This is a genomic window from Streptomyces sp. NPDC002104 (assembly GCF_053593795.1).
In genome coordinates this window covers 78,511-101,837 of the sequence record NZ_JBSFDF010000012.1, presented here as the reverse complement: position 1 = coordinate 101,837, position 23,327 = coordinate 78,511, and the positions used below count along the sequence as shown (strand labels likewise).

The following is a 23,327-nucleotide window of genomic DNA, read 5'->3' as shown; positions in this document are numbered from 1 at the left end:
CCTTCGCCGCGCGAGGATAGCCGCAGGCCCGGCGGAGCATCGCCGTCAGTCCGCGGAGCGGTCCTCCTGCGCGGGTGGGGGCCCGCCGCTCCCCACCGCGCGGAACAGGGCGTGGAGCAGGACCGCGGCGAGCGTGCCCGCCACCACCCCGCTGCCGAGGACCGTCCGGGCCCAGGTGGGGAACCCCTGGTAGAGGTCGGGGGCCACCACCGGCAGCAGTCCGGCGGTGAGGGCCAGCGCGACCACGGTGGAACCGCCGCCGGTGCCGGGCGCCGTCCGCCCGAGCATGTCGACGCCCATCACCGCGATGATCCCGTAGATCACCAGGGCGGATCCGCCCACGACGGGTGCGGGGACCGCGGCGATCAGCCGGGAGACGGGCGCCAGCAGGCCGACGGCGACGAGCAGGACACCAGCCCCGGCGGTCACGAAGCGGCTGCGGACCCCGGTGAGCCGTCCGATGCCGATGTTCTCGGCGCTCGTGACCATCAGCGAGGTGCCGAACAGCCCGCCGAACACGGAGATCAGGGCGTCGGCCCGGGCCACCCGGGGCACATCGCGTCCGGGGTCGCTCTCGCGGCCCACCGTCTCGCTGTTCAGGACGGTCTGCCCGGTGATCTCCGCGAGGGTGGTCAGGCTGAAGACGAGGAGGGGCAGCGCGGCGAGCACGTCGAACTGCGGTGCGCCGTACGGGAGGAGGTGCGGGAGCGTCAGGCCCGCGCCGGCCCCGCCCACGGGGGCGAGGTGGCCGAGGCCGGTCGTGAGCGCGATCAGGGTGCCCGCGCCCATGCCGAGGAGCACGGCGGTCTGCCGCCAGATCCCGCGCAGCACCATGAGGAACAGCACGGTGCAGCCGATGGTGGCGCCGGCCAGCACGACGGCCGAGGGCGCGGCGTACCCGGGGCTCCCGGGGCGCCCGGTGACCAGCTGGGCGGCGACCCGGATCATGGCGATCCCGATGAGCAGCACGGTGGTGCCCATGACCAGGGGAGGGAAGAGCCGTACGACCTTCGCGTAGAAGGGGAGCACCGCGAAGAGCAGCGCGGCGGCGAGGAGCACCGAGCCGGTCGCGGTCGCGGGGCCGTGGTCCTTGGCTATCTGGAGGAAGAGCGCGGTGGCCGCCCCGCCGGGGAGCATGACGAACGGCAGCCGAGCCCCGAACCGCCACACCCCCAGGGACTGGAGCAGGGTGCCCGCGCCGCAGAGCACGAGGGTGGCGCTGAGCAGGGAGGCGGTGTGCGCGGCGCTGAGGCCGAGGGCCTGGCCGGTCAGGAACGTGGTGGAGACGGGCGCGGCCACCATGGCCAGCACGTGCTGCGCGGACAGCGGCGCCAGCCGGCGCAGCGGCAGCCGCTCGTCGACGGGACTCACGGGGCTCTCCGGACTCACGGGGCTCTCCGGGGCGGGCTTCGACGGGGCGGGCTTCGACGGGGCGGCGCTCATCGGGCGGCCTCTCTGTCCAGCCAGGGCAGCTCTTCGGCGGTGTACCGGTAGGCGCGGAAGACCGCGTTGGGTTCGGACGGGAACAGTCCGCGGACCTCGGACTCCTGGTAGGCGCCGAAGTGGGGGACGACGTACTCCCAGCAGAGGTAGCCCTCGGGGGTCACCTCGAAGAGGCGGCCGGACGGGGAGTCGGTGACCAGGGTGTTGCCGCCGGCCAGCCGCTGGGCGCTGCCCATGAAAGGGGCGAAGAAGGCCTCGCGGGCGGGGTCGTGGTACTCCCAGACGACCTTGCCCGAGGAGCGTTCGATCTCGATGACGCGCGAGTAGGGGACGTCCGATCCGGGCCGGAAGACGCCGTTGTCGAACACCAGCACCCGGCCGTCGGCGAGTTCGGTGGGGGCGTGCTGCTGCGAGACGACCCCGGGCTCGGTGCGCCAGAGGATCTCGCCGGTCTCCCGGCTGATGACGACGACGGCGGAGACGCTGCGCAGGCTGGCCAGGATGTTGCCGTCGGCGAGCGGGACGACGCTGTTGATGAGCGGCCAGTGCTCGCGCGCGTAGTCGGGGTGCAGGGCGTACTCGGCCCGGTCGAGGTGTTCGGCCGCGCTCCACGACCAGCGTACGGAGCCGTCGGCGTCGACCTCGGTGATGGTGTCGGCCCACACCGTGCCGTCGGCCGCCTCCGAGCCGGGCACTCCGCCGAGCACGCCCGCGGCGTCCGTGCCCCGCAGGGGTTCGAGCGCGGTGTACAGGACGCGGCCGCCGCCGAGGTGGTGGGCGTCGTGGTGCTGGAGCGGATCGCGGTGTTCGCGCAGCACGGTGCCGTCCGAGGCGGCTTCGAGCATCACGCCGCCGCGGTACTTGTGCCACATCGGGAAGAGGGCCTCCTCGCCGGGGAGCACGCCGCTGTAGGCCAGGTTCCCGTTGGCGAGGATCCGGGCGTGCCGGCCGGGGCGGTAGGGCAGCCGCCACTCGTGGACCACGTCGCCGTGGATGTCGATCAGGTAGACCTCGCCGGTGCCGGTGAGCGGGGCGAAGAGGGTGTACCCGCCTTCCGAGGCGGCGGGGTCGAGGGCGATGAGACCGGTGCCGCGGCGGCGGCGGAAGTTCTGGTCGACCGGGGGCATGCTGTCCTCCTGCGGAGCGTGAAACTTTGTTTGATGCGAGCAATCTCCTTTGAAGTTAGCGGCGTATTGTTGCGGCACTGTGAAGGGCGTGCGAAGCCCGTGGCCGGGTGCGGGAAGATGATCGTCAGAGGCGTGTGACGAGGATCGGGGTGTGCGGCCGGGTGGAAGACGAGACGTCCGAGCGGAGGATCGGTGCGGGCATCCGCAGACGGCGCAGGGCTCTGGACCTCACTCTGGCCGAGGTGGCCGCGCGCAGCGGGCTGTCCTCGCCCTTCCTCAGCCAGATCGAGAACGACCGGGCCCGCCCCAGCATGCGTTCGCTCCAGCGGGTGGCCGACGCCCTGGACACCACGGCCGTGCAGCTGCTGGCCGCCGCGGAGAGCCCGCGCCGGGTGGACGTCGTACGGGCCGACGCGGATCCCGGGCTGGACGCCGGGCTCGGTGCCGGGGCGGATGCCACGGCCCGCGTGCGTCCCCTCGTACGCGGTCAGCAGCAGATGCACGCGCTGGAGTTCACCGGGGACCACGACGCCGAGCGCGCTTTCCGGCACCGCAACGACGAGCTGATGTACGTGGCCGACGGGGCTGCCGAGGTCGAGGCGGAGGGTCGGACCCACCGTCTGGGCCGGGGCGACACGCTGTACCTCACCGGCGGGGTGGAGCACCGGTGGCGGGCCCTGGAGCCGGGCACGCGGGTGCTGCTGGTCGCCGTCGCCGACCACGTCGAAGCCGTCGTGGACCCCCTCGGCTGAGGGGGCTTCAGGCGCGGCCCCCGCGCCTCAGTCCGTACGGGCCGCGCGCAGGGCCTGGTGGACGGACCAGGCGACCGAGACCAGGGGCACCGCCACCACGGCTCCCACGATGCCGGCGGCGATGGCTCCCGCGACCACCGACAGGGCCACCACCATCGGGTGCAGGCGCACCGCCCAGCTCATCACGAGCGGGTGCAGCAGGTGCCCTTCGATCTGGCCGATGACCACGATGAGCGCGACCACCAGGGCCGCGACGAGGGGTCCCTTGGCGGCGAGGGCGACGACGGCGGCCACGCCGAGGGCCACCGGGGAGCCGATGAGCGGGACGAAGGCGGCGACGAACTCCAGCAGGGCGAGCGGCACGGCCAGCGGGACGCCCAGGAGGTAGAGCGCGATGCCCACGAGGATGGCGTTCGTGGCGGCCACGAGCACGATGCCGTGGGTGTAGCCGGTGAAGGTCCCCCAGGCGGCGCGACCGGACACGGCCACCCGGTCCCGTACGCCCACCGGCAACTGGCCGCAGAACCAGTTCCAGAGCCGGTCGCCCGAATGGATGAAGAAGACCGAGCAGAACAGGGCCAGGGCCAGCACGGTGAACACCGCCACGACCCGGCCCGCACCGCTGAGCGCCGTGCTGAGCAGGGTGGAGCGGTGGCTGGAGAGGTAGCTGCCGATCTTCGACTGGGCATCGCTCAGGGCGTGCGAGTCCAGCCGCAGCGGCGGCCCCTGGAGCCAGGTCTGGATGCGGTCCAGCCCGACGCGGAACTCGCTCACCAGGGCCGGCCACTCCCCCGCGACGGCCTCGCCGACCAGTGCCAGCCCGCCGAGCACCAGGACGATGCTGCCGATCAGCGCGCAGGCCACGGCGAGTCCGCGGGGCATGAACCGGGCCAGCAGCCCGGCGGCCGGGCGCAGCATGGCCGCCACGACCAGTCCGAGGAAGAGGGCCAGGGCGATCTCGTGGAACCGTCCGAGGACGGCGAAGACCGCGTAGGCCGCCGCGCCGACCACCAGCAGCCGCCAGGCGTACCCGGCCGCCGTCCGCAGGGCCGGGGCCACCGGGACCGCCGGGACCTCGGCCCGTACCGCCTGATCCGCCGCACGCCCCCGGGTGCGGGGCCGGCCGGTCCGGCCTTCGCCGCGGGGGCGGCCGCCGGGCGGGAGCCTTCGGGCGGGCCGCGTCACGAGTCGCCTGGTCATCTGCGGCCGCACCTCCGGGGTGTGTTGGTCCCCTCGGGCTATCACCCCGGTGGCGGCGGCCCGGTGCGCCGCGCAGCGCGTTCGCCCGAAGGCCTGATCCGCGCTGGGCCGAAGGAGCACCCGCGGCCGTTGCCCCTCCTCCGGCGAGTGCGCTGGTCACAGGGGGTTTCCCGGGCCGGGCCGCGGACGGGCGACGGGAAACACGTCGACCCCGGTGCCCGCCGGGGACAGGCTCGAGGTGTCAGCACGGAGCAAGACCCGAGGGGACACCCACCATGCGCAAGATGATCCGCGGCGCCGCCGCGTTCGCCACCGCCGCGGCCGCCGTCGTCGCACTGAGCGGAGCCGCCGGGGCGTCCGGCGCGCAGCCGGCCGACACCTGGGCCGGGTGCCCGGACGGGGCGGTCTGCATCTACCCGCAGAACCAGAACCCGGCCGTCAGCCCGAGCCACGTCTTCTACAGCTACGGGGCGCACAACCTGAGCAACCAGTACGGCAACCACTGGGTCCTCAACAACCAGTACGGCGGGGCCACCGCCCGCCTGTGCGCCGGCTCCAACGGGGTCAACTGCGGCAACCCCATCGCCCAGGGCACCGGGGTCTACGCCGACCTCGGCCCGATCAACTCGATCACCCTCAACCGCTAGCGGCTCACGGACGGGTCCGCCCGTTCGGCGCTCGCACGGACGTTCCGGAGCCCGGCCCCCGGCCGGGCTCCGGAACGCCGCCGTTTCCCGCCACACCCCATCCATGGCCGGTCCGCCGTCCGACCCCCGCGCTAGCCTGGGCCCCTGCCTCTCACAGCCTGGGCGCACATTGCCATGGGGGACGTCTTGGGGGATCCGGAGCGCGCGAGCGGGACCGCGGCGGCCTTTCCCGCCCAGTTGAGAAGGCTGCGCGCGGAGCGCGGCCTGTCGCTGGGCGACCTGGCCCGCCGGACGCACTACAGCAAGGGCTATCTCAGCAAGATCGAGACCGGTGCGAAGCCGGTCACCCTCGACGTGGCCCGCAGCTGCGACCGGGCCCTCGACGCCGGGGGCGAACTCCTGCGGCTGGTACCGGAGTCCGCCCCCGCCGTCGGGGAGTCCGGCCCGCCCCCGGCGGGATCCCCCGCGGGTCCGGCCGTCCCGCCCCGCCAGCGCGGTCCGCAGGCGGACGGCGCGTGCCCCTACCGCGGCCTGTCGGCGTTCACCGCGCAGGACGCCCCGTGGTTCTTCGGCCGGGAGCGCGTCACGGCCGCGCTCGTCGAGCGGGTCCACGACCGTCTCGGGCAGGGCCCGTTGCTCCTCGTCTCCCGCTCGGGCGCGGGCAAGTCCTCCCTGCTCAGCGCGGGTCTGGTGCCGGCCCTGCGGAGCGGCGGCTTCCCCGTGGCGGGGGCCGACGGCTGGCCGGTCGTCCGGTTCACCCCCACGGCGCACCCGCTGCGGGAGCTGCTCGACGCCACCGCCAAGGTGGTGGGCGGCGACCTCGGCGTCAACCCGCGGCAGTTGAGGGCCCACCCGGAACTGCTGCTCGAATCCGTCCACCGCCGGACGTACGGCGCCGGGCCCCTCCCCGGCGCGGAGGGGCGGCTGCTCCCGGCCGCGCGGCCGGTGCTGCTGGTCGACCAGTTCGAGGAGCTGTTCACCCTCTGCGCCGACGAGGAGGAGCGCCGCGCCTTCGTACGGGTCCTCCTGGCCCTGGCCGCTCCCCCGGCCCCCGCTCCGGCTTCTTCCCCGGCCGCCCCGCCCGGGACGCCGTACGACCCGGCCGTCGTCGTGCTCGGGGTGCGGGCCGACTTCTCCGGGGAGTGCCTGGACCTTCCGGAGCTGGCCGCCGTGTTCAGCGACGGGCTGTTCGTCCTGCCCCCGATGTCCGTGGCGGAGCTGCGGGAATCGATCACGCGCCCGGCGGAGCTGTCCGGGCTGGTCCTGGAGCCGGGGCTGGTCCCGCTGCTGCTGCGCGACGCGGGCGTACGGGATCCCGGCGGCGGGGACGCCGGCTCCGGGAACCCCGCGGCGCGCCCCGGCGGCGGCCCGGAGGCCTGGCCCGGGGAGGCTCCCTCCAGCGCCCTGCCCCTGATGTCGCACGCCCTGATGGCGACCTGGCAGCGCCGCGAGGGAGCCACGCTGACCGTCGCCGGGTACGAGTACGCCGGCGGTATCCAGGGGGCCGTCGCGCGCAGCGCCGAGCAGGTGTTCGCCCGGCTGGACCCGGCCGGGCAGCGGACGGTCCGGCGGCTCCTCGTCCGGCTGGTCCACCTCGCCGACGGTACGGGGCCGACCCGGCGCCGGATGGGCCGCACGGCCCTGCTGGAGGGGGAGGCCGACACCGCGCGGGCCGCGGCCGCCCTCGACGCCTTCGTCCGGGCCCGGCTGATCAGCGCGGACAGCGACACCGTCGAGATCACCCACGAGGCCCTGCTGCACGCCTGGCCCCGGCTGCGCGGCTGGATCCACGCCGACCGGGCCGGGCTGCTGGTCCACCAGCACCTGGCGCAGGCCGCCGACGAATGGGTGCGCGAGGCCCGCGACCCGTCCGTGCTCTACCGCGGGAGCCGTCTCGCGACGGCCCGTACCTGGGCCGACGAGCTGGACGGCCGCAGCCGGCTGGGCCCCCGCGAGGCGGCCTTCCTCGACGCGAGCCGGGCCGCGGAGGAGGCCCGCCACCGCCAGGAGCGGCTCCGGGTCCGCCTGCACCAGCGGATGCTGGCCACGCTCGTCGTGCTGCTCCTGCTGGCGCTGACCGCCGGCGGGGTGGCGTACCAGCAGCGCGCGGGGGCGCTCGCCCAGGAGCGGACGGCCCGTTCGCAGGCGCTGGCCGCCCGGTCGCTGTCCCTGTCCGCCGGCCGGCCCGAGGCCTCCATGCTGCTCGCCGGGGAGGCCTACCGGGCCGAAGCGACGCCCGAGGCTCGGGGCGCCCTGCTCAGCACCCAGTCCCAGCCCTTCCTGGCGCGGCTCGGCGGGCACGGCGGACCGGTCAACGCGGTGGCGTTCGCACCGGACGGCCGGCTGCTGGCCACGGCCGGCTCCGACGGACAGGTGCTGCTGCGGCGGGTGGCCGACCGGAGCACGGTCGCCGCCCTCACCGCACCCGGCCGGGTGCGCACGGTCGCCTTCAGCCCCGACGGGCGGACCCTGGCGGCCGGTTCCACCGACGGCCCGGTGCGGCTCTGGCCCGTCGGCGCGGGCGGCGGCTCCGTATCGGTGCTGCCCGCGAGCACGGTGGGCGCCCGGGCGGTGGCCTTCGCCCCCGACGGCGCCACCCTGGCCGTCGCCACCACCGACGGGAGCGTCCAGTTGCGGGACACGGGCGGGGAGCACCGCGTGCGGGCGGTCCTGACCGGACACACCGCGCGGGTCAACACCCTGGCCTACGCCCCGGACGGCCGGAGCCTCGTATCGGCCGGCGCCGACGGGACCGTACGGCTGTGGGACACCCGGCGGGCGGAGCCGGCCGGCGTTCTGGAGGGGCACACCGGGGAGGTGCTGGGCGCGGCCTTCGCGCCGGACGGGCACAGCGTCGCCACCGGCGGGGTCGACCGTACGGTGCGGCTGTGGGACGTCGACGGGCGGCGCCCGGCCGTGACGCTGACCGGGCACAGCGACGACGTCAACTCGGTGGCCTACACCCCGGACGGCACCACCGTCATCAGCGGGGGCGGCGACGGCACCACCCGGCTGTGGGACGTCCGCGGCGGCCGGCTCACGGCCACGCTCGCCGGGCACACCGACTACGTGCTCGCCGTCTCCGTGGATCCGGCGGGATCGGTGCTGGCCACCGCCGCGTTCGACCAGTCCGTCGTGCTCTGGGACCTGCGGGGGCCGGTGCTGACGACACGTCCGTTCACCGAGGTGTGGCACGCCGCGTACAGCCCCGACGGGAAGCTCCTCGCCACGGCGGACGCCGATCGCACGGTGCTGCTGTGGGATGTGGCCGGACGGCGGGTTCTGGCCACTTTCGCGGGGCACACCGAGACGGTGTTCTCGGTGGCCTTCGCCCCCGACGGACGCACCCTGGCCTCCGCCGGAGCCGACGGCACCGTACGCCTCTGGGACACCCTCACCCGCGCTCCGCTCGCCACCCTCACCGGACACACCGGGACCGTGTTCTCGGTGGCCTTCGCCCCCGACGGACGCACCCTGGCCTCCGCCGGAGCCGACGGCACCGTACGCCTCTGGGACACCCTCACCCGCGGCCCGCTCGCCACCCTCACCGGACACACCGACTTCGCCAACGACGTGGTCTTCAGCCCCGACGGACGGACCCTGGCCAGCGCCGGGGACGATCTGACCGTCAGGCTGTGGGACGTGGCCGGGCGCCGCCCGCTCGCCGCGCTCAGCGGTCACGCGGGAGCGGTACGGGCCATCGCCTTCGCCCCGGACGGGCGGACCCTGGCCAGCAGCGGCAACGACGGCACCGTACGGCTGTGGGACGCGGAGCAGCGGCGCGTCACCGCGGTGCTGACCGGGCACACCGGCTCGGCGCGCGGCATCGCCTTCTCCCCCGACGGACGGACCCTGGCGAGCAGCGGCAACGACCGTACGGTGCGGCTGTGGGACGTGCCCGGACACCGGCTCCGGGCCGTGCTGTCGGGCCACACCAACGCGGTGTGGGGGGTCGTGTTCTCCCCCGACGGGCGGACCCTGGCGAGCAGCAGCAACGACGGCACCGTACGGCTGTGGAACCCGGATCCCGGCGCCCGGCTGGCGGCCGTCTGCCGGACGGTGGGCCGCCTCGGCCCGCGGGAGCGGCAGGCGCCGGCACCCGGCCTGCCGGTGGGGACGGCGCGCGGCTGCTGATCGGTGCAGGCCGGCCCGGGTTTCCCGGGGGTTTCCCGTTGCCCGTTCGGGTGGTGCGCCGTCCGGCCCTCGACGGGGCGCGGCGGCGGGCGACAGGCTGGTCGGCAGGTGTCCGCAGGGACCCGCAGGTCCGGCGCCGGTGGCCAAGTGCCCCGCCCGACGCCCTGCTTCGCCCCACCCACCCCGTGAAACGAGGTCTCCCCCGTGCTGCTGCGCCGTACCGGTCTCATCGGAACGCTCCTCGCGCTCCTGTCCGTACTCCTCTGCACCCCCGCCACCCCGGCGGCCGCCGACGGCGACTGCCGGGTCCTGGCCCCCGGGGCCTCGGCGGCGGCCGAGCGCGCCGTCGCCGCCGCCTGTGAACAGGTGGGAAAGGGGGTCTGGTACACGTGGGGCGGTGGTCACGGCCCCCAGCCCGGTGCCACGTACGGGCAGGTGGACCCCACCGATCCGGCGAGCGAGCACGATCCCGAACGGCTCGGCTTCGACTGTTCGGGGTTCGTCCGTTACGCCTACGCGCAGGCCACCGGCTCGGACCTGCTCGACGGGGTGGCCAGTGCGCAGTACTACACGCACCGGGCGGCCGCCCGTTTCACCGCCGCCCAGGGGCTCGCGCCGCTGCTCCCCGGCGACCTGCTGGTGTGGGGGACCTCCCGCGACCTGCACCACATCGCCCTCTACCTGGGGGCCGGGAAGGTGGCGGAGGCCCGCCAGTCGGGCACCCGCCTGATGGTCAGTGAGGTGACCGGCGCCCGGCTGTCGGACGGCTACCACGGGGCCGTCCGCGTGGACACCGGCCCGGTCACGGGCCACGTGTTCCAGACGTGGGGATCCGGCGTCTGGACCAAGGAGCAGCCCTCCACCGCGGCCGCGCGCGTCTACGCCTTCCCCGGGCCGACGACCGTCCGGATCGGCTGCCAGAAGCACGCCGAGTCGGTGACCTCGGACGGCTACACCAATGACGCCTGGTCATATCTTCCGGACTATCAGGCGTGGATGACGAACATTTACGTTCGCGGGGCGGCTTGGCTGGAAAACGTTCCCACCTGTCGTTGATCATCCGTAAGGTCGGAAACGAACCGCAAACCCCCCAAGCCGGCCGATCCGGCCCCTCTCTAGGAGCAACGTGCGCACGTCCACGTCGTCCCCGTCCACCCCGCTGCCGCTCTCCCGCGCCCGGCGGCTCTCCGTGGCCGCCGCCCTGCTCGCCGTGGTGGCCGGCGGCACGCTGCCCGCCACCGCCGCGCACGCGGCGGGCCCCGTCTCGCAGGAGGCCGTCCAGCCGGCCGCCGCGCCCGATCTGGAGGCGCTGACGCAGGCGTTGCGCAACACGACGGCGGCCGGGGCCCCCGGGGCGATGGCCCGCTTCACCGGTCCGGACGGGGTCCGGACCCGGGTGGAGGGCGTACGGGACCGGAGCACGGGCTCGGCCATGGACACACGGGCCCGCTTCCGGATCGGCAGCGTCACCAAGACGTTCTCCTCGGTGGTGCTCCTCCAGCTGGTGGACGAGGGGAAGATCGAGCTGGACCGGCCGGTCAACTCCTACCTTCCGGGCCTGCTGCCCGACGACCGGATCACGGTGCGCCACCTGCTCACCCACCGGAGCGGCCTGGCGGACTACACGAACGCGATGTTCGAGCACACCGTGCCCGGCTTCGAGGCGGTCCGGAACAAGGTGTTCACGTACCAGGAGCTCGTCGGCCTCTCGCTCGCCGAGCCGCGGACCACCGAGCCCGGGGTGGCGTACAAGTACTCGAACACCAACTTCGTCGTGGTGGGAATGCTGATCGAGAAGGCCACCGGAAAGCCGGTGGCCAAGGAGTACGAGCGGCGCATCATCAAGCCCCTCAAGCTGAAGAACACCTCCTACGTCCACCCCGGAACGGCGATCAAGGGTCTGCACGCCAACGGCTACCTGCACCCCGACGAGGAGGGCGCCCCGCTGGTCGACTCCACCGAACAGACCGTCTCCTGGGCGCAGTCCGCGGGCGCGATGATCTCCAGCGCGGCCGACCTCAGCACCTTCATGTCCTCCCTGCTCGGCGGGAAGCTGCTGCGCCCCGCCACGCTGGACGCCATGCTCACCGTGACCCCGACCGACGCGACGAACACCCGGTTCTACGGGCTGGGGCTGCGCCGGTACGACCTCTCCTGCGGGACGAAGGTCTACGGGCACACGGGCACCGTGCAGGGCTTCTACACCTACGCGTTCACCACCCGGGACGGCAAGCAGTCCCTCTCCGCGATGGCGAACACCTCCAACCGGGGCCAGGCCAACACCGCCCTCGGCGGCACGCTGGAGGCCGCTTTCTGCGGTAAGGCTCCGGTCACCGGGAAGGCCACCGCGCGCGGCTTCGCGTTCGCCCCGGCCGCGGCGGAGGCGGACCTCCCCGAGAACCGCTGACGGCGATTCCCGGACACCGGCAGGCTCCCGCCCCTTGGCCCGGGGGCGGGAGCCGTGAATCCTGAACTCCGCATTCCCGCACGGGTGTTGCCCGTGCGACCGATGAGGAGGACACGATGGCCGACGCACCGCCCGTGAAGCGTTCCCGCAGGGGGCCGGGACGGCGGGCCCGCAGGACGCTCGCCGCCGCGGCGGGGGCCGCGACGCTGGTCCTCGCCGTCCCGGGGATCGCGTACGCGGCTCCGCCGCCGGCCCTGCCCGGGAACGCGGACGGACTGGAGAAGACCTTCCAGCCCGCCTACGACTACGACCGCGACGGCTGCTACTCCAGCCCCGCCATCGGTCCGGACGGCACCCTCAACGGGGGCCTGAAGATGGGCGGCGACGTCAACGGCCAGTGCCGCGACCTCTCCGACCTGAACAACACCAACGGCTACTCCCGCGCGAAGTGCAACAACGGCTGGTGCGCCGTCATGTACGCCCTCTACTTCGAGAAGGACCAGGTCTCGCTCGGCCCCGGCAGCGCCGGGCACCGGCACGACTGGGAGCACGTCGTGGTGTGGATCCAGAACGACCAGGTCGCCTACGTCTCCACCTCGGAGCACGGCAACTTCAAGGTGCACGCCGCCTCGCAGATCCGCTTCGACGGCACCCACCCGAAGATCGTCTACCACAAGGACGGCATCAGCACGCACTGCTTCCGCGCCGCGAACTCCAACGACGAGCCGCCGGAGAACCACAAGGGGACCTGGCAGTACCCGACGCTGGTCGGCTGGAACGGCTACCCCGCCGGGCTGCGCGACAAGCTGAGCCAGGCCGATTTCGGCAGCGCCCTGCTGGGGATCAAGGACGGCCAGTTCAACGGTCACCTCACCAAGGCCAAACCGGCCGGCATCCCCTTCGACCCGAACGCGTGACGACGGCCGGGCCGGGGTGACGGGCTCGGGACCCGGGTGACGGAGGCCGGACCCGGTCCGGGTGAGCGACCTCCGGCACCGGCCCGGGCGATGGCCTCCGGACCCCCGGGCCGGTGCCGGAAAGGGGCCGGATAGGGTCGTCGCGGGGCTGCGCCGCACCGCTGCTCCGCTCCGCCCTGCCCGGCCGAAGGCCGCCCTGCCCGGAAACCTGCCTCGATGAGCACCGCTGTGCACCCCGCGTCACCCGCGGACACCCCCGCGGACACCCCCGGGGCCTCCGCCCCCGAGCCGCCCCGGCGCCGGACGATCGTGGGCCGCGCCCCGGCCCGGCCCACGGCCGCCGCCGCGCTCCACAGCATCGGCGCCGCCACGGCCGTCCTGCTGTGGCTCGTGGCGATCGGAGCCATGATCCACGAGCCGATCCTCATCCCCCCGCTGGCCGCCAGCGCCGCCCTCGTGCACAGCGCGCCGACGCTGCCGCTGGCGCAGCCGCGCGGGGTGGTCATCGGCCACATGGTGGGGGCGGCCGTCGGCTACGCCGTCCTGGCCGTGGCCGGAAGCAGCGCCTGGGGGGCCGCCGTGGCCGCCGGTGTCACGCTGGCGCTGGTCATGGCCGCGCGGACCCCGCATTCACCCGCCTGCGCGACCGCCGTCGTGGTGGTGCTGCAGAGCCCGGTGGCGGCCCGGTTCGTCCCGCTGCTGTTCGGATCGACCGTCCTGATCGTCCTGACCGGGTACGCGGCCTCCCGCGTGCGCCGCAAGGCGCCGAGGTACCCCGCGTACTGGTGGTGACCCTGCGTCACCGCGGGCGGCGTTCGAGATGCGCTCCCGGTGCGCTGCTGGTTCGCTGAAAGCCGCCCGGCGTCCCCCCACAGCGCCCAGGAGTGATCATGAGTGCAGGCGAATTCCACGGCCGGTCCCGGCAGCTGCGCGACAAGGCGCAGGAACTCGACGAGGCCGCCACCCGCTCGACCGACCCCGACGAGAGCCGGCGGCTTCGGGACAAGGCGCGCCGGCTGCGCGAGCAGAGCGAGCAGGAACGCGTCATCGACGACCCGGGCATGGACCTGCGGTAGCCCCGGCGGGCCGGGCCCCGGCTAGGGGCCTACGGGTCTACGGGCCTACGGGGCCACGGCCGCCGCGGGGGCCTCGTCGAGTTCCCACGCGTGGCGCTTGAACGCGCGGACGAAGTCGGCGTGGTCCTCCCACTGGCGGGCGATGCCGCGCAGCACGTCCCAGTGGTGCTCGACCGCCTGGTCGATCACCCGGCGGACGGCGGGCTCGGCCGTCTCCCGCTGCGCGATGAGGCTCTTGGCCACGGAGGCCTCCAGCGCCGCGTTGCGCAGGGCGCGCAGGGCGCGGGAGGTGTCGTCCATCCCGAAGCCGTTCTCGCTGCCCGTCTCCTCGGCGAAGAGCGGGGTGAGCCGCGCCTCGATGAAGGCGGTGATCCGCTCGAAGTGGCGTACGTCCATCGGGGGCTCCATCTCGGGTCGCTGCGCTGTCCGGCGCGAACCGGGCCCGCACCGGCGATCATTATCCCGCAGCCGGACACCTGGCACGGCCGCCGTGGTTACCAGCGGAGCGGGAGGCGGCTGACGCCGTGCATCAGGCTGCCCGGCAGCCAGGCCGGCGGGCCGGCCTCCGGGTCCTCGGCCAAGTCGGGGAAGCGTTCGAGCAGGGAGCGGATGGCGATGCGGCCCTCCATGCGGGCCAGTGGGGCGCCGATGCAGAAGTGGATGCCGTGGCCGAAGGCCAGGTGGCCCTGCGGGGCGCGGCCGATGTCGAACGCCCCGGGGTCCGCGAAGCGGGCGGGGTCGCGGTCGGCGCCGCCCAGGGAGACGAACACGGTGGCCCCGGCGGGGATGGTGGTGCCGCCCACGTCGAAGGGTTCGCGGGCGTAGCGGAACGTGGTGTGCTGCACGGGGCCGTCGTAGCGGAGCATCTCCTCGACCGCCCCGTCCAGGAGCCCGTCCAGGTCGGCGCGCAGCGCCGCCAGTTGGGCGGGGTGCGCGAGCAGGGCCCGTACGCCGTTGGCGATGAGGTTGACGGTGGTCTCGTGGCCCGCGACCAGCAGCAGGAAGGCCATCCCGATGACCTCGTCGGAGGACAGGGAGTCGCCGTCCTCGTCGCTGGTGCGGATCAGCGCGCTGAGCAGGTCCTCGCCGGGATCCTTGGACTTGGCCCCGATGAGCTCCACGAGGTAGGCCCCCATCTCCCGGTTCGCGGCGGCGTTCGCCTCGGCCGAGGTCGGGGAGACGATCTCGTTGGACCAGTACCGGAACCTGGCCCGGTCCAGGTCGGGCACGCCGAGCAGCTCGCAGATGACGGTCATGGGCAGCGGGAAGGCCAGCGCGTCGATCAGGTCGCCGCCGTGCTCCGGCCGGGCGGCCATCGCGTCGAGCAGCTCGTCGGTGATCTGCTGGATCCGCGCCCGCATGCCTTCCATCCGGCGCGCGGTGAACTCCCGTGAGACCAGGCGCCGCAGCCGGGTGTGGTGGGGCGGGTCGGATTCCAGCATGTTGGAGTTGACGGCGCTGAGCTCGGCGTCCGCGAAGCTGCCCGAGGCGCGCCAGTCCTTGGACAGGGCCGGGTGGTTGAGCGCGCGGCGCGCCTCCTCGTGCCCGACGATCATCCAGCTCGGCCCGGGATCGCCGGCGGTGAGGACGATCCGGTGGACGGGACCCTGCGCACGCATCCGCTCGTAGAACGCGTACGGGTCGGCATCGAACTCTTCCGCGCCGGCGCTGATGTCCACTACTGGCATCCGACCACGGTACGCGCCCCGGCGGAGCCCGGCGAGGGCGGTTTCCGGACGCTCCGGGACAAGACCGCGATCACGGTAGTCTGCGGCCTTCGCCATACGAAAAGGGGGACGGCCATGACGACCGCATGCGAGGTAGTCCGGACGACGGTGGACGTCATCACGCGGGACGGCGCCGCCGATGCCTACCTGGCCCGGCCCGACGGCGAAGGCCCGTACCCCGGGGTGCTGCTGTACGTGAACGCCCTCGGGATCCGCCCGCACACCAAGTCGGTGGCGGACCGCATCGCGGCGGCCGGCCACGTCGTCCTGATGCCCAACCTCTTCTACCGCCACGGGCGCGCACCGGTGTTCGAGCTTCCGGAGTTCGTGGACTTCGACCGTCAGCCGGAGCTCTTCGACCGGGTCGGCCCGGTCCTCGCGTCCCTGACCACGGAGCTGGCGATGCGGGACGCCGAGGCCTATCTGGAGCGGCTCGCGGGCCTCCCGGGGGTCGCCGCGGGGCCGGTGGCGATCACGGGGTACTGCCTGGGCGCCCGGCTGGCCCTGCTCACGGCGGGCACGTATCCCGAACGGGTGGCCGCCGCGGCCGGTTTCCACGGGGGGTTCCTGGCCACGGACGCGGCGGACAGTCCGCACCTGGTGGCGCCCCGGGTCACCGCCGAGCTGTACTTCGGCCACGCGGACCAGGACCCGGCGCTGCCGGCCGAGGAGATCGACCGGCTGGGGAAGGCCCTCGCGGCGGCGGGCGTCCGCCATCGCGCCGAGGTGTACGAGGGCGCGGCGCACGGCTACACCCTGGCCGACACGAACTCCTACGACGCGGCCTCGGACGAGCGGCACTGGGACGCGCTGTTCGCGCTGCTGGAGCGGACGTTCTGACACTCCGCGGGCCCGGCGTCCTGCCGGGCCCGCGGAGACATCGGGCTATCGGGCTACTGGGCTGGAGAGCTGCGGGGATTCCGTCACCGGCACTGGCCGGACCGGGGTCCGACGACGGTGGTCGCGGTGATCCGCGGCGCCGGTTCGTTGGCCTCGCAGCGCAGCGGTCCGAGGAGCCGGCCGCCCGAGAACTCCACGCCTCCGGTGTTGGCCTCCAGGGTGACCGGACCGGTGATCGCGCTGCCGGCGCAGACGGGGGCCGCCCCCGCGGCCGCGGCGGAGCCGATCACCACGGAGCCGCTGGTGTTCCGTACGCCGACCGGGCCGGTCAGCGTGGATCCGCAGAGGGACACGGCGAGCGCCCCGTCGGCGGAGAACGGACCGGTGACCCGGCCGTCCGCCACGGACAGCGCGCCACCGGGCCGGACGGTGAGCGGACCGCTCTGGCTTCCGCCGGAGGCGATGCAGAGCGATTCCCCGGCCGCCACGGTCAGCGGGCCCCGGTGGTCGTCCGTGATGCAGGGCCGGGTGAACCCGACGGTGATCTCGGCCGGTTCGCCGGCGGAACTCGCCGTGTGGTCGGCGTCCGGGGTGTAGGCGGCGCTGATCCGGTGGGTGCCGGGGCGCAGGGCGCTCGTGGTGAAGCGGGCCCGTCCGGCGTCGAGTGCGACGGTGGCGAGCGGGGTGTTCCCCTCCGAGAAGGTGATGCTGCCGCCCGGTGCGGCGGCCGGGTGCTCGGAGCCCGTCACGGTCGCGGTCAGGGCGACGGCGTGCCCGAACAGCGGGGTGGCGGTGTCCGTGGTGAGGGTGGTCGACGTCCCGTAGCGGAAGGAGACGACGGCCTTGCCGTCTCCGTGCTGGACGCCCGAGTGGAGCGAGGCCTCGGAGACACCGGCCCCGGCGGGGGCCGCGTAGCCGCTGCCGCCCCCGCCGCCCGCTCCGTAGAGGTTGCCGGGGTTGCCGCCGCCGGAGCCGCCGCCACCGCCGAACCAGCCGCCGCCACCGCCTCCGCCGCCGTTGCCGCCGCGGCCGCCGTTGCCGCCGGTACCGCCGGAGCCGGGGTTGGGCTGTCCGGTGTACTGGTCGATGTCGCTCGCGTTGCCTCCCCCGGCGCCGATCGGGTTGGTGCGGGTACCGGTGCCGTGCTGGGTCTGCGTGCCGCCGGTGCCTCCGGCGCCGGATCCCTCGGGGCCGCCGCCCTGGCCGCCGTTGTCTCCGGCGGGCCCGCCGCCGTTGCCGCCGTGCAGGAGGGGGCCGCCGTTGCCGGCGCCTCCGCCGGCGCCGGCCACCAGGATCCGGTCGGCCGGGCCGAAGGCTCCGGTGCGCAGGTCGGTGGCGCCGCCTCCGGAGCCGCCGCCGCCGTGCGCGCCGCCTCCGCCGGTGCCGTGGCCGAAGCCGCCGGGCCGGGCGTACTCGCCGTGCCGGGAGGTGCCGGAGCTGCCGACGCCTCCCCGGGTGATCTGCAGGGCCTGGCCGGGGGTCACGGCGAGGACCGCGTGGGTGAGGCCGCCGAGGCCGCCGGGTGCGCCCTCGTTCGGCGGGTTCGGGGAGACGAAGCCGGCCGCGCTGCCGCCTTCGGCTCCGTACAGGTCGACGGTGAGGGCGCTCACGCCGGCGGGGACGGTGAAGACGTCCGTGCCCGCGGTGGCGTACGTACAGGTGGGCGGCGAGCTGGTGAACACGCCGCCCGGGCCGCAGGGGCCGGTCGCGTCCGCCGGGTCGGCGGACGCGGTGAGGGGTACCACCAGGGCGGCGAGGAGGCCGGCCGCACCGAGGACCAGTGCGGTCCGGGAGAAGGGGACGGGGACGGGGGCGGAGGCGGAGCGGGAGCCGGGTGCGGGTCTGCGTGAGGTCATGGTCCTGATCGGGGCGTTGGGGGTAAGGGGGTCGGTCATGGCGCTCAGACGCCGTCGTCGGCGCACAGTGCCCAGGCGTCGGTGTAGGTGGCGGGGGAGCTTCCGCCGCCGGTGTGGGTGGAGGCTGTCCAGGAGGCGGCCGTGGTGGTCCCGTCGCCGACCGGGGTGCCGCCGGAGTTGCTCGGGTAGCTGCCGTTGAGGTGGTCGCCCGGGGAGCCCGGTCCGGTGAAGGCGGTGGTCGTCACGCTGCCGCCGCTGATGGCCGCGCCACCGCTGATCAGCTTGCCGTCGTTGCCGCCGCAGCCGGCCGTCGCGGTCTGGCCCGTCGTGGCCGCGGTCGGGCCGCTGACCTCGCTGTGGCGCACCGTGACGGTGGCGCCGCCGACGTTGATGTTGCTGCCGCTGCAGATCGCGTAGGCGTACGTCGTGTTGCCGGTGCCGCCGCCACCGCCGTTCCAGCCGACCGCCGTCCAGGAGTCGGGGTTCGTCTCGCCGTCGGCCGCCGCCTTCTGGCCGTAGGCGTGCCCGGCGTCGTTGAAGGTGGGGAAGGAGGCGATCGGCTTCAGGCTGCCGACGTCGGCCGGGGTGATCCGGGCGCCGCCGCCGAGCAGTCGGGTGCTGGCCGGGCAGGTGGCGGTGACGAGACCGACCGTGGAGGCCGCGGTGGGTCCGGCGATCTTGTTCATCACCACCTGCGTGTGGTTGATCAGGTTGCTGGTGACGCACACCGCGTAAGGAGTGCTGGAGAACGAGGCGTTGACCGCGCCCCCGCTGCCGCCGATGCCGAGCCAGTGCGTCACGTCGGTGCCGACGACACCGGTCGAGCCGGTGTACTCGGTGCTGCCGTCGGGGCTGGGCGAGGTTCCGTTCACCTTGTTCCCGTTGGACGAAGTCCCGCTGCCTATCGCCTGGTTGATCCCGCCACCGGATATGAGCCCCGAGGAGCAGTCCGCGTGGGTGGAGATCTCGGAGAAGGCCGCCGCGGGTCCGGAGGTGGCCCCCGGTGTCTTCACGGTCGCACCGACGGTGTTGGCGTAGGCCGATCCCGGCACCAGAAGGGCCAGGAGGGCGCCGATGACCAGTGACTTTCCTGCGACGGCGCGCCGCAGAACTGTCTTTGGCATGTAGTTGTCTCCCTCATCCAGAGTCGCGCATGCGGACTGTAACAGTCCTTTTAGCGCGCATCTACAGCGCGAACAGACCGTCTCACCTAGCAGATGAGAGATGGAGGGAGAGTGGATGCCGGGCCCGCATCATTCAGTTCACCTGAAAGGAATGATCGAAAACAATCGATGGACCTGAGCAATCCCGCTGAGCGAGAGTCGAGACATCGCACAGAGCCCCAACTCCCCTTCTCCGCAACGGAAAGCAGGCTTCCGCACATGCAGCACTCGACCACCGACTTCGCCGCGGCCCCCTACGTGTCGGGCGACCCGTACGCCGACTACCGGGGCGCCACCTTCGACTTCACCCACCTGACCGACCTCGCCGACCGCCGGCTCGGCGCGGGGGTCGTCGCGGCCAACGACGAGTTCTTCGCCGAGCGGGAGAACCTCCTGCTGCGCACCCCGGCCGTCTTCGACGTGCACGACTACGGCAACAAGGGCAAGGTGATGGACGGTTGGGAGACGCGGCGGCGGCGCGGGGCGAACGCCGGCGAGCCTTTCCCGACGGACTCGGACCACGACTGGGCGCTGATCCGCCTCGGAGCTCCCGGCATCATCCGCGGGATCGTCGTCGACACCGCACACTTCCGCGGCAACCACCCGCAGCAGATCAGCGTGTGGGCCGCCGCCTTCGACGGAACACCGTCGGCCGCGCAACTCCTCGAACAGGCGGACGCCTGGGAGGAGATCGTGCCCCGCACGCCGGTGTACGGCCACGCCGCGAACGGTTTCGCGGTCGGGTCCGGGCGCCGCTGGACGCACCTGCGGATCAACCAGCACCCCGACGGCGGCATCGCGCGCCTGCGGGTCCACGGCGAGGTGCTGCCCGATCCGCGGTGGCTGGCCCTGCTCGACGCGGTGGACGTGGCCTGCGTGGTCAACGGCGGGGTCGTGGAGGAGGCCTCGGACGGCTTCTACTCCTCCCCCGGGAACACGATCATGCCGGGGCTGTCCCAGAAGCAGGACGACGGCTGGGAGACGCGCCGGCGCCGCGACAAGGGGAACGACTGGATCGCGTACCGGCTGGCCGGGCAGTGCGAAATCCGTGCGGTGGAGGTGGACACCGCGAACCTCAAGGGCAACGCGGCCGGCTGGGTGGCACTCTCCGTCAAGGACGGCGCGGACGGCGCGTGGAAGCAGGTTCTCCCCCGCACCCGCCTGGAGCCCGACAGCCCGCACCGGCTGCCGCTCGCCGCGCCGGTCCTGGCCACGCACGCCAGGATCGACGTCTACCCCGACGGCGGTTTCGCCCGCCTGCGGCTGCACGGCCGCCTCACCGACGCGGGAGCCGCCGCCCTCACCGCCCGCGCGGAGCGTGCGGCGGGTACGGCGGGGACGGCGCTCTGACGGACAGGAACGGACACCAAAGGGCGGCGGCCCGGGCATCCCGCCCGGGCCGCCGCCCTCAACGACCTGATGGCTCGATCACTCGATCACTCGACTACTCGACGACGAGCTCGACGGGGATGTTGCCCCGCGTGGCGCGGGAGTAGGGGCAGACCTCGTGGGCCTGCTTGACCAGCAGCGTGCCGGTCTCCCCCAGCAGCGCCTCGGGGAGCTCCACGCGCAGGACGACGGCCAGACCGAAGCCCTCGCCGTCCTTGCCGATGGAGACCTCCGCGGTCACCGAGACCTCGCTGGTGTCGACCTTGGCCTGGCGGCCGACCAGCCCGAGGGCACTGGCGAAGCAGGCGGCGTACCCGGCGGCGAAGAGCTGCTCGGGGTTGGTGCCCTGCCCGCTGCCGCCGAGGGCCGGCGGCATGGCCAGCGCCAGGTCGATCTGGCCGTCGGAGCTGACGGCGCGGCCCTCGCGGCCGTTGGCGGTGGCGACAGCGGTGTAGATCGCGTCCATCTCGGGGTTCCTCTCAGGGGGCGGAGGCGGTGCCGTCGGCCGACGACCTCGCCCCATCAATATGGCACACAATTAAGTTGTGCACAATTTAGTTGCCGACGCGAGGCCCCGGGTACACTGGCCCGCATGACCCAGCAGCCGACCGACGCCCTTCCCGACCAGGACTTCCTGCGCCTCGACAGCCAGATCTGCTTCGCGCTGGGCGCGGCGAACCGCGCCTTCGGCGGGCTCTACCGGGTCGTCCTCAAAGACCTCGGGCTGACCTACCCCCAGTACCTGGTGATGCTGGTGCTGTGGGAGCACGGGGAGATGCCGGTCAAGGAGCTCGGGCAGCACCTGCGGCTCGATTCGGGCACGCTGTCCCCCCTCCTCAAGCGGCTGGAGGCGGCCGGTCTGCTCGTGCGCGAGCGCAGCGCCGCCGACGAACGCTCCGTGCACGTACGGCCCACCGAGGCCGGTACGGCCCTGCGCGCGCGGGCCGTCGAGGTGCCGAGGCGCATCGCGGCCGCCACCGGCTTCGAGCTCTCCGAGGTCAAGGACCTTCAGGACCGCCTGCGGAAGCTCACCGCCGCCCTGGACGCGGCGGTCGGTCCGGAGTAGGACGTACGGCGCGTGCGTCCCGTCCGGCCCCTGAGGCCCCTGAGGCCCCTGAGGCGGAGGATCCGTCCGGGCGCCACAGCGGGTGCTCGCGCCGCGCCCAGCCGGCGGCCACCGAGCCCGTCCGCATGCCGCGCCGGGCCTCCGGGTCGCGGACGGCCATCATGACGTGGCCCCCGACGGCCACGCCCATGGCGATCGCCAGCCAGTCGTGGACGAAGGTGGCTCCGGTCCGCAGGGGCAGCGGGGCCAGCCCGGTGAACCACATCAGCAGCCCGGTGCCGAGCATCACGAGGGCGGCACCGGCGCTCCAGCTCGCGTAGAGCTTCTGCCCCGCGTTGAACTTGCCCGCCGGGCGCGCGGAAGGCCGGCGGTCGCGGCGCAGCGCGGCGCGCAGCCAGGTGCGGTCGTGCGGGCCGAAGCGGTTCAGCCGGCGCAGGTCCCCGCGGAAGGCCCGGGAGCCGAGCCCCAGCAGGACGGGCGCCGGGATCAGCAGTCCGGACCACTCGTGGACGGTGACCACGAGGTGGCGGCGGCCGACGAGTTCCGCGAGGGGCGGCAGGTAGAGGCAGGCGGCGGTCGCCAGGCACACCCCGGTCAGGGTGGCGGTGGCCAGGTGGACCCGCCGTACGGCGGGGCCGAACCGGGCCACGCGGGCGGGGTGCCGGCCCGCGGACGCCGCGGCCGCCGCGGCCGGTGCCGCCGGTCCTGCGGAAGCGGCGGAGGCGGCGGAGGCGTTGGAGGCGGCCCCGGCCGGGTGCTCAGACGGTCGGGGCATCGTCGCGTCCGTTCGACTTGCCGACCCAGGCGTCGACGTCGTAGCCGAGTTCCTCCCAGTAGCCGGGCTCGACGTCCCGGGTGACGGTGATGCCCGACAGCCATTTCGCCGACTTGTAGAAGTACATGGGGGCCACGTAGAGGCGCACCGGGCCGCCGTGGGCGTGGCTGAGGGGCTTGTCCTGCATGTTCAGGGCGACCATGACGTCCTCGCGGCGGGCCTGCGGGAGCGTGAGGCTCTCGGTGTAGGTGCCGTCGAAGCAGGTGAACCGGATCGCGCGGGCCTCGGGGCGGACCCCGGCGGCGTCCAGCAGCCGGAAGAGCGGGACACCCTCGAAGGGGGTCTCCGGGACCCGCCAGCCCGTCACGCACTGGACGTCGCGGACGATCCGGGTCCGCGGCAGGGCCCGCAGCGCGTCGAGGGTGTACGTGGCCGGGCGCTCGACCAGGCCGTCGACGGTCAGCCGGTAGTCGGCCGGGCCGCGGTCGGGGACGGAGGAGGCGACCGAGTAGTACCGGAATCCGCCGGCGCCCGGCAGCAGGCCGGTGAGCCCGGTGGGGTCCTTGCTCGCGGCCGAGCCCAGGACGGCGTCGAACCCCGACTGGAGCTTGGGCGCGAGGGCCAGCCCGAGGCCGCCGAGCCCGACCATGCCGAGGATCAGCCGCCGGCCCACGGGGGCGCCGCGGCCGTCGGGGTCGGGGCCGGGATCCGGGTCGGAAGCGGGGCCGGTGAGGGGGACGGGTGCGGGGTCCGGGCCGGGTTGCTGATCGGTGCTCACCTGGCGATTCGACCACTGCGGGGCCCGGAC

The 23,327-nt window shown here is 74.2% G+C and carries 21 protein-coding genes; 11 read left to right on the top strand and 10 right to left on the bottom strand.

Annotated features, from left to right (window positions below; translation table 11 throughout):
* Nucleotides 1-45 precede the first annotated feature (45 nt).
* Nucleotides 46-1,371: a uracil-xanthine permease family protein gene (locus ACWCP2_RS13685; RefSeq protein ID WP_450908752.1), complete on the bottom strand. Its 1,326-nt coding sequence runs from the start codon at nt 1,369-1,371 to the stop codon at nt 46-48.
* A gap of 68 nt (nt 1,372-1,439) precedes the next feature.
* Nucleotides 1,440-2,570, bottom strand: a complete 1,131-nt coding sequence (locus ACWCP2_RS13680; RefSeq protein ID WP_450908751.1) for an aryl-sulfate sulfotransferase — start codon at nt 2,568-2,570, stop codon at nt 1,440-1,442.
* Between the two features lie 161 nt (nt 2,571-2,731).
* On the opposite strand from ACWCP2_RS13680, the gene ACWCP2_RS13675 reads away from it, so the two are divergent.
* Nucleotides 2,732-3,322 (top strand): helix-turn-helix domain-containing protein, encoded by a 591-nt coding sequence (locus ACWCP2_RS13675; RefSeq protein WP_450908750.1) that lies wholly within the window; start codon nt 2,732-2,734, stop codon nt 3,320-3,322.
* Nucleotides 3,323-3,349: 27 nt separating this feature from the next.
* On the opposite strand, the gene ACWCP2_RS13670 is transcribed toward ACWCP2_RS13675, so the two are convergent.
* Nucleotides 3,350-4,522: an AI-2E family transporter gene (locus tag ACWCP2_RS13670; RefSeq protein WP_450908749.1), complete on the bottom strand. Its 1,173-nt coding sequence runs from the start codon at nt 4,520-4,522 to the stop codon at nt 3,350-3,352.
* 275 nt (nt 4,523-4,797) lie between these two features.
* Here ACWCP2_RS13670 and ACWCP2_RS13665 point away from each other — a divergent pair, with 275 nt between their 5' ends.
* From ACWCP2_RS13665 to ACWCP2_RS13635, 7 genes are all read left to right on the top strand, one after another.
* Nucleotides 4,798-5,169 (top strand): hypothetical protein, encoded by a 372-nt coding sequence (locus ACWCP2_RS13665; protein WP_450908748.1) that lies wholly within the window; start codon nt 4,798-4,800, stop codon nt 5,167-5,169.
* A 174-nt stretch (nt 5,170-5,343) separates the two neighbouring features.
* On the top strand, nt 5,344-9,303 hold the full coding sequence (locus ACWCP2_RS13660; RefSeq protein ID WP_450908747.1) for an nSTAND1 domain-containing NTPase: 3,960 nt from the start codon (nt 5,344-5,346) through the stop codon (nt 9,301-9,303).
* 207 nt (nt 9,304-9,510) lie between these two features.
* Nucleotides 9,511-10,359 (top strand): C40 family peptidase, encoded by an 849-nt coding sequence (locus ACWCP2_RS13655; RefSeq protein ID WP_450908816.1) that lies wholly within the window; start codon nt 9,511-9,513, stop codon nt 10,357-10,359.
* Nucleotides 10,360-10,462: 103 nt separating this feature from the next.
* The gene (locus tag ACWCP2_RS13650; protein WP_450908815.1) at nt 10,463-11,710 is read left to right on the top strand and encodes a serine hydrolase domain-containing protein; all 1,248 of its coding nucleotides are present in this window, start codon (nt 10,463-10,465) and stop codon (nt 11,708-11,710) included.
* A gap of 116 nt (nt 11,711-11,826) precedes the next feature.
* Nucleotides 11,827-12,627 (top strand): NPP1 family protein, encoded by an 801-nt coding sequence (locus ACWCP2_RS13645; RefSeq protein ID WP_450908746.1) that lies wholly within the window; start codon nt 11,827-11,829, stop codon nt 12,625-12,627.
* Between the two features lie 216 nt (nt 12,628-12,843).
* Nucleotides 12,844-13,419 (top strand): HPP family protein, encoded by a 576-nt coding sequence (locus ACWCP2_RS13640; protein WP_450908745.1) that lies wholly within the window; start codon nt 12,844-12,846, stop codon nt 13,417-13,419.
* Nucleotides 13,420-13,517: 98 nt separating this feature from the next.
* A complete protein-coding gene (locus ACWCP2_RS13635) occupies nt 13,518-13,703 on the top strand; it encodes a DUF6381 family protein (protein ID WP_450908744.1) in 186 nt (61 codons plus the stop codon).
* Nucleotides 13,704-13,748: 45 nt separating this feature from the next.
* Here ACWCP2_RS13635 and ACWCP2_RS13630 read toward each other — a convergent pair whose 3' ends face one another.
* On the bottom strand, nt 13,749-14,099 hold the full coding sequence (locus ACWCP2_RS13630) for a hypothetical protein (protein ID WP_450908743.1): 351 nt from the start codon (nt 14,097-14,099) through the stop codon (nt 13,749-13,751).
* Between the two features lie 98 nt (nt 14,100-14,197).
* Nucleotides 14,198-15,391, bottom strand: a complete 1,194-nt coding sequence (locus ACWCP2_RS13625; RefSeq protein ID WP_450908742.1) for a cytochrome P450 family protein — start codon at nt 15,389-15,391, stop codon at nt 14,198-14,200.
* Nucleotides 15,392-15,505: 114 nt separating this feature from the next.
* Between ACWCP2_RS13625 and ACWCP2_RS13620 the strand changes: the two genes are divergently transcribed.
* Nucleotides 15,506-16,270 carry a dienelactone hydrolase family protein gene (locus ACWCP2_RS13620; protein ID WP_450908741.1) on the top strand — a complete coding sequence of 255 codons (765 nt, stop codon included), beginning with the start codon at nt 15,506-15,508 and terminating at the stop codon, nt 16,268-16,270.
* An 83-nt stretch (nt 16,271-16,353) separates the two neighbouring features.
* Here the strand turns inward: ACWCP2_RS13620 and ACWCP2_RS13615 are convergent, their stop codons facing one another.
* Nucleotides 16,354-18,126 carry an Ig-like domain-containing protein gene (locus ACWCP2_RS13615; protein ID WP_450908740.1) on the bottom strand — a complete coding sequence of 591 codons (1,773 nt, stop codon included), beginning with the start codon at nt 18,124-18,126 and terminating at the stop codon, nt 16,354-16,356.
* Between the two features lie 44 nt (nt 18,127-18,170).
* Complete coding sequence (locus ACWCP2_RS13610) at nt 18,171-19,250, bottom strand: hypothetical protein (protein ID WP_450908739.1); 1,080 nt, start codon at nt 19,248-19,250, stop codon at nt 18,171-18,173.
* 258 nt (nt 19,251-19,508) lie between these two features.
* Between ACWCP2_RS13610 and alc the strand changes: the two genes are divergently transcribed.
* The gene (gene alc, locus ACWCP2_RS13605) at nt 19,509-20,639 is read left to right on the top strand and encodes an allantoicase (protein ID WP_450908738.1); all 1,131 of its coding nucleotides are present in this window, start codon (nt 19,509-19,511) and stop codon (nt 20,637-20,639) included.
* Nucleotides 20,640-20,733: 94 nt separating this feature from the next.
* Here alc and ACWCP2_RS13600 read toward each other — a convergent pair whose 3' ends face one another.
* Entirely contained in the window at nt 20,734-21,144 is a 411-nt protein-coding gene (locus ACWCP2_RS13600) for an organic hydroperoxide resistance protein (RefSeq protein WP_450908737.1), read from the bottom strand.
* 126 nt (nt 21,145-21,270) lie between these two features.
* Between ACWCP2_RS13600 and ACWCP2_RS13595 the strand changes: the two genes are divergently transcribed.
* Nucleotides 21,271-21,744, top strand: coding sequence for a MarR family winged helix-turn-helix transcriptional regulator (locus ACWCP2_RS13595; RefSeq protein ID WP_450908736.1), 474 nt, complete (start codon nt 21,271-21,273; stop codon nt 21,742-21,744).
* Here the strand turns inward: ACWCP2_RS13595 and ACWCP2_RS13590 are convergent.
* Both ACWCP2_RS13590 and ACWCP2_RS13585 read right to left on the bottom strand, forming a co-directional pair.
* Nucleotides 21,707-22,519: a cytochrome b/b6 domain-containing protein gene (locus tag ACWCP2_RS13590; RefSeq protein WP_450908735.1), complete on the bottom strand. Its 813-nt coding sequence runs from the start codon at nt 22,517-22,519 to the stop codon at nt 21,707-21,709. The genes ACWCP2_RS13595 and ACWCP2_RS13590 overlap by 38 nt on opposite strands.
* Nucleotides 22,503-23,168 carry a molybdopterin-dependent oxidoreductase gene (locus ACWCP2_RS13585; protein ID WP_450908814.1) on the bottom strand — a complete coding sequence of 222 codons (666 nt, stop codon included), beginning with the start codon at nt 23,166-23,168 and terminating at the stop codon, nt 22,503-22,505. Before ACWCP2_RS13585 ends, ACWCP2_RS13590 begins: the two co-directional genes overlap by 17 nt.
* Between the last annotated feature and the right edge of the window lie 159 nt (nt 23,169-23,327).

Bases quoted from the DNA above. Each gene is read 5' to 3' on its own strand.
- ACWCP2_RS13610 (WP_450908739.1), bottom strand. From the start codon at position 19,250: ATGCCAAAGACAGTTCTGCGGCGCGCCGTCGCAGGAAAGTCACTGGTC.
- ACWCP2_RS13665 (WP_450908748.1), top strand. From the start codon at position 4,798: ATGCGCAAGATGATCCGCGGCGCCGCCGCGTTCGCCACCGCCGCGGCC.
- ACWCP2_RS13670 (WP_450908749.1), bottom strand. From the start codon at position 4,522: ATGACCAGGCGACTCGTGACGCGGCCCGCCCGAAGGCTCCCGCCCGGC.
- ACWCP2_RS13590 (WP_450908735.1), bottom strand. From the start codon at position 22,519: ATGCCCCGACCGTCTGAGCACCCGGCCGGGGCCGCCTCCAACGCCTCC.
- ACWCP2_RS13585 (WP_450908814.1), bottom strand. From the start codon at position 23,168: ATGGTCGGGCTCGGCGGCCTCGGGCTGGCCCTCGCGCCCAAGCTCCAG.
- ACWCP2_RS13630 (WP_450908743.1), bottom strand. From the start codon at position 14,099: ATGGACGTACGCCACTTCGAGCGGATCACCGCCTTCATCGAGGCGCGG.
- ACWCP2_RS13620 (WP_450908741.1), top strand. From the start codon at position 15,506: ATGACGACCGCATGCGAGGTAGTCCGGACGACGGTGGACGTCATCACG.
- ACWCP2_RS13645 (WP_450908746.1), top strand. From the start codon at position 11,827: ATGGCCGACGCACCGCCCGTGAAGCGTTCCCGCAGGGGGCCGGGACGG.
- ACWCP2_RS13600 (WP_450908737.1), bottom strand. From the start codon at position 21,144: ATGGACGCGATCTACACCGCTGTCGCCACCGCCAACGGCCGCGAGGGC.
- ACWCP2_RS13680 (WP_450908751.1), bottom strand. From the start codon at position 2,570: ATGCCCCCGGTCGACCAGAACTTCCGCCGCCGCCGCGGCACCGGTCTC.
- alc (WP_450908738.1), top strand. From the start codon at position 19,509: ATGCAGCACTCGACCACCGACTTCGCCGCGGCCCCCTACGTGTCGGGC.
- ACWCP2_RS13595 (WP_450908736.1), top strand. From the start codon at position 21,271: ATGACCCAGCAGCCGACCGACGCCCTTCCCGACCAGGACTTCCTGCGC.
- ACWCP2_RS13615 (WP_450908740.1), bottom strand. From the start codon at position 18,126: ATGACCTCACGCAGACCCGCACCCGGCTCCCGCTCCGCCTCCGCCCCC.
- ACWCP2_RS13660 (WP_450908747.1), top strand. From the start codon at position 5,344: ATGGGGGACGTCTTGGGGGATCCGGAGCGCGCGAGCGGGACCGCGGCG.
- ACWCP2_RS13640 (WP_450908745.1), top strand. From the start codon at position 12,844: ATGAGCACCGCTGTGCACCCCGCGTCACCCGCGGACACCCCCGCGGAC.
- ACWCP2_RS13635 (WP_450908744.1), top strand. From the start codon at position 13,518: ATGAGTGCAGGCGAATTCCACGGCCGGTCCCGGCAGCTGCGCGACAAG.
- ACWCP2_RS13625 (WP_450908742.1), bottom strand. From the start codon at position 15,391: ATGCCAGTAGTGGACATCAGCGCCGGCGCGGAAGAGTTCGATGCCGAC.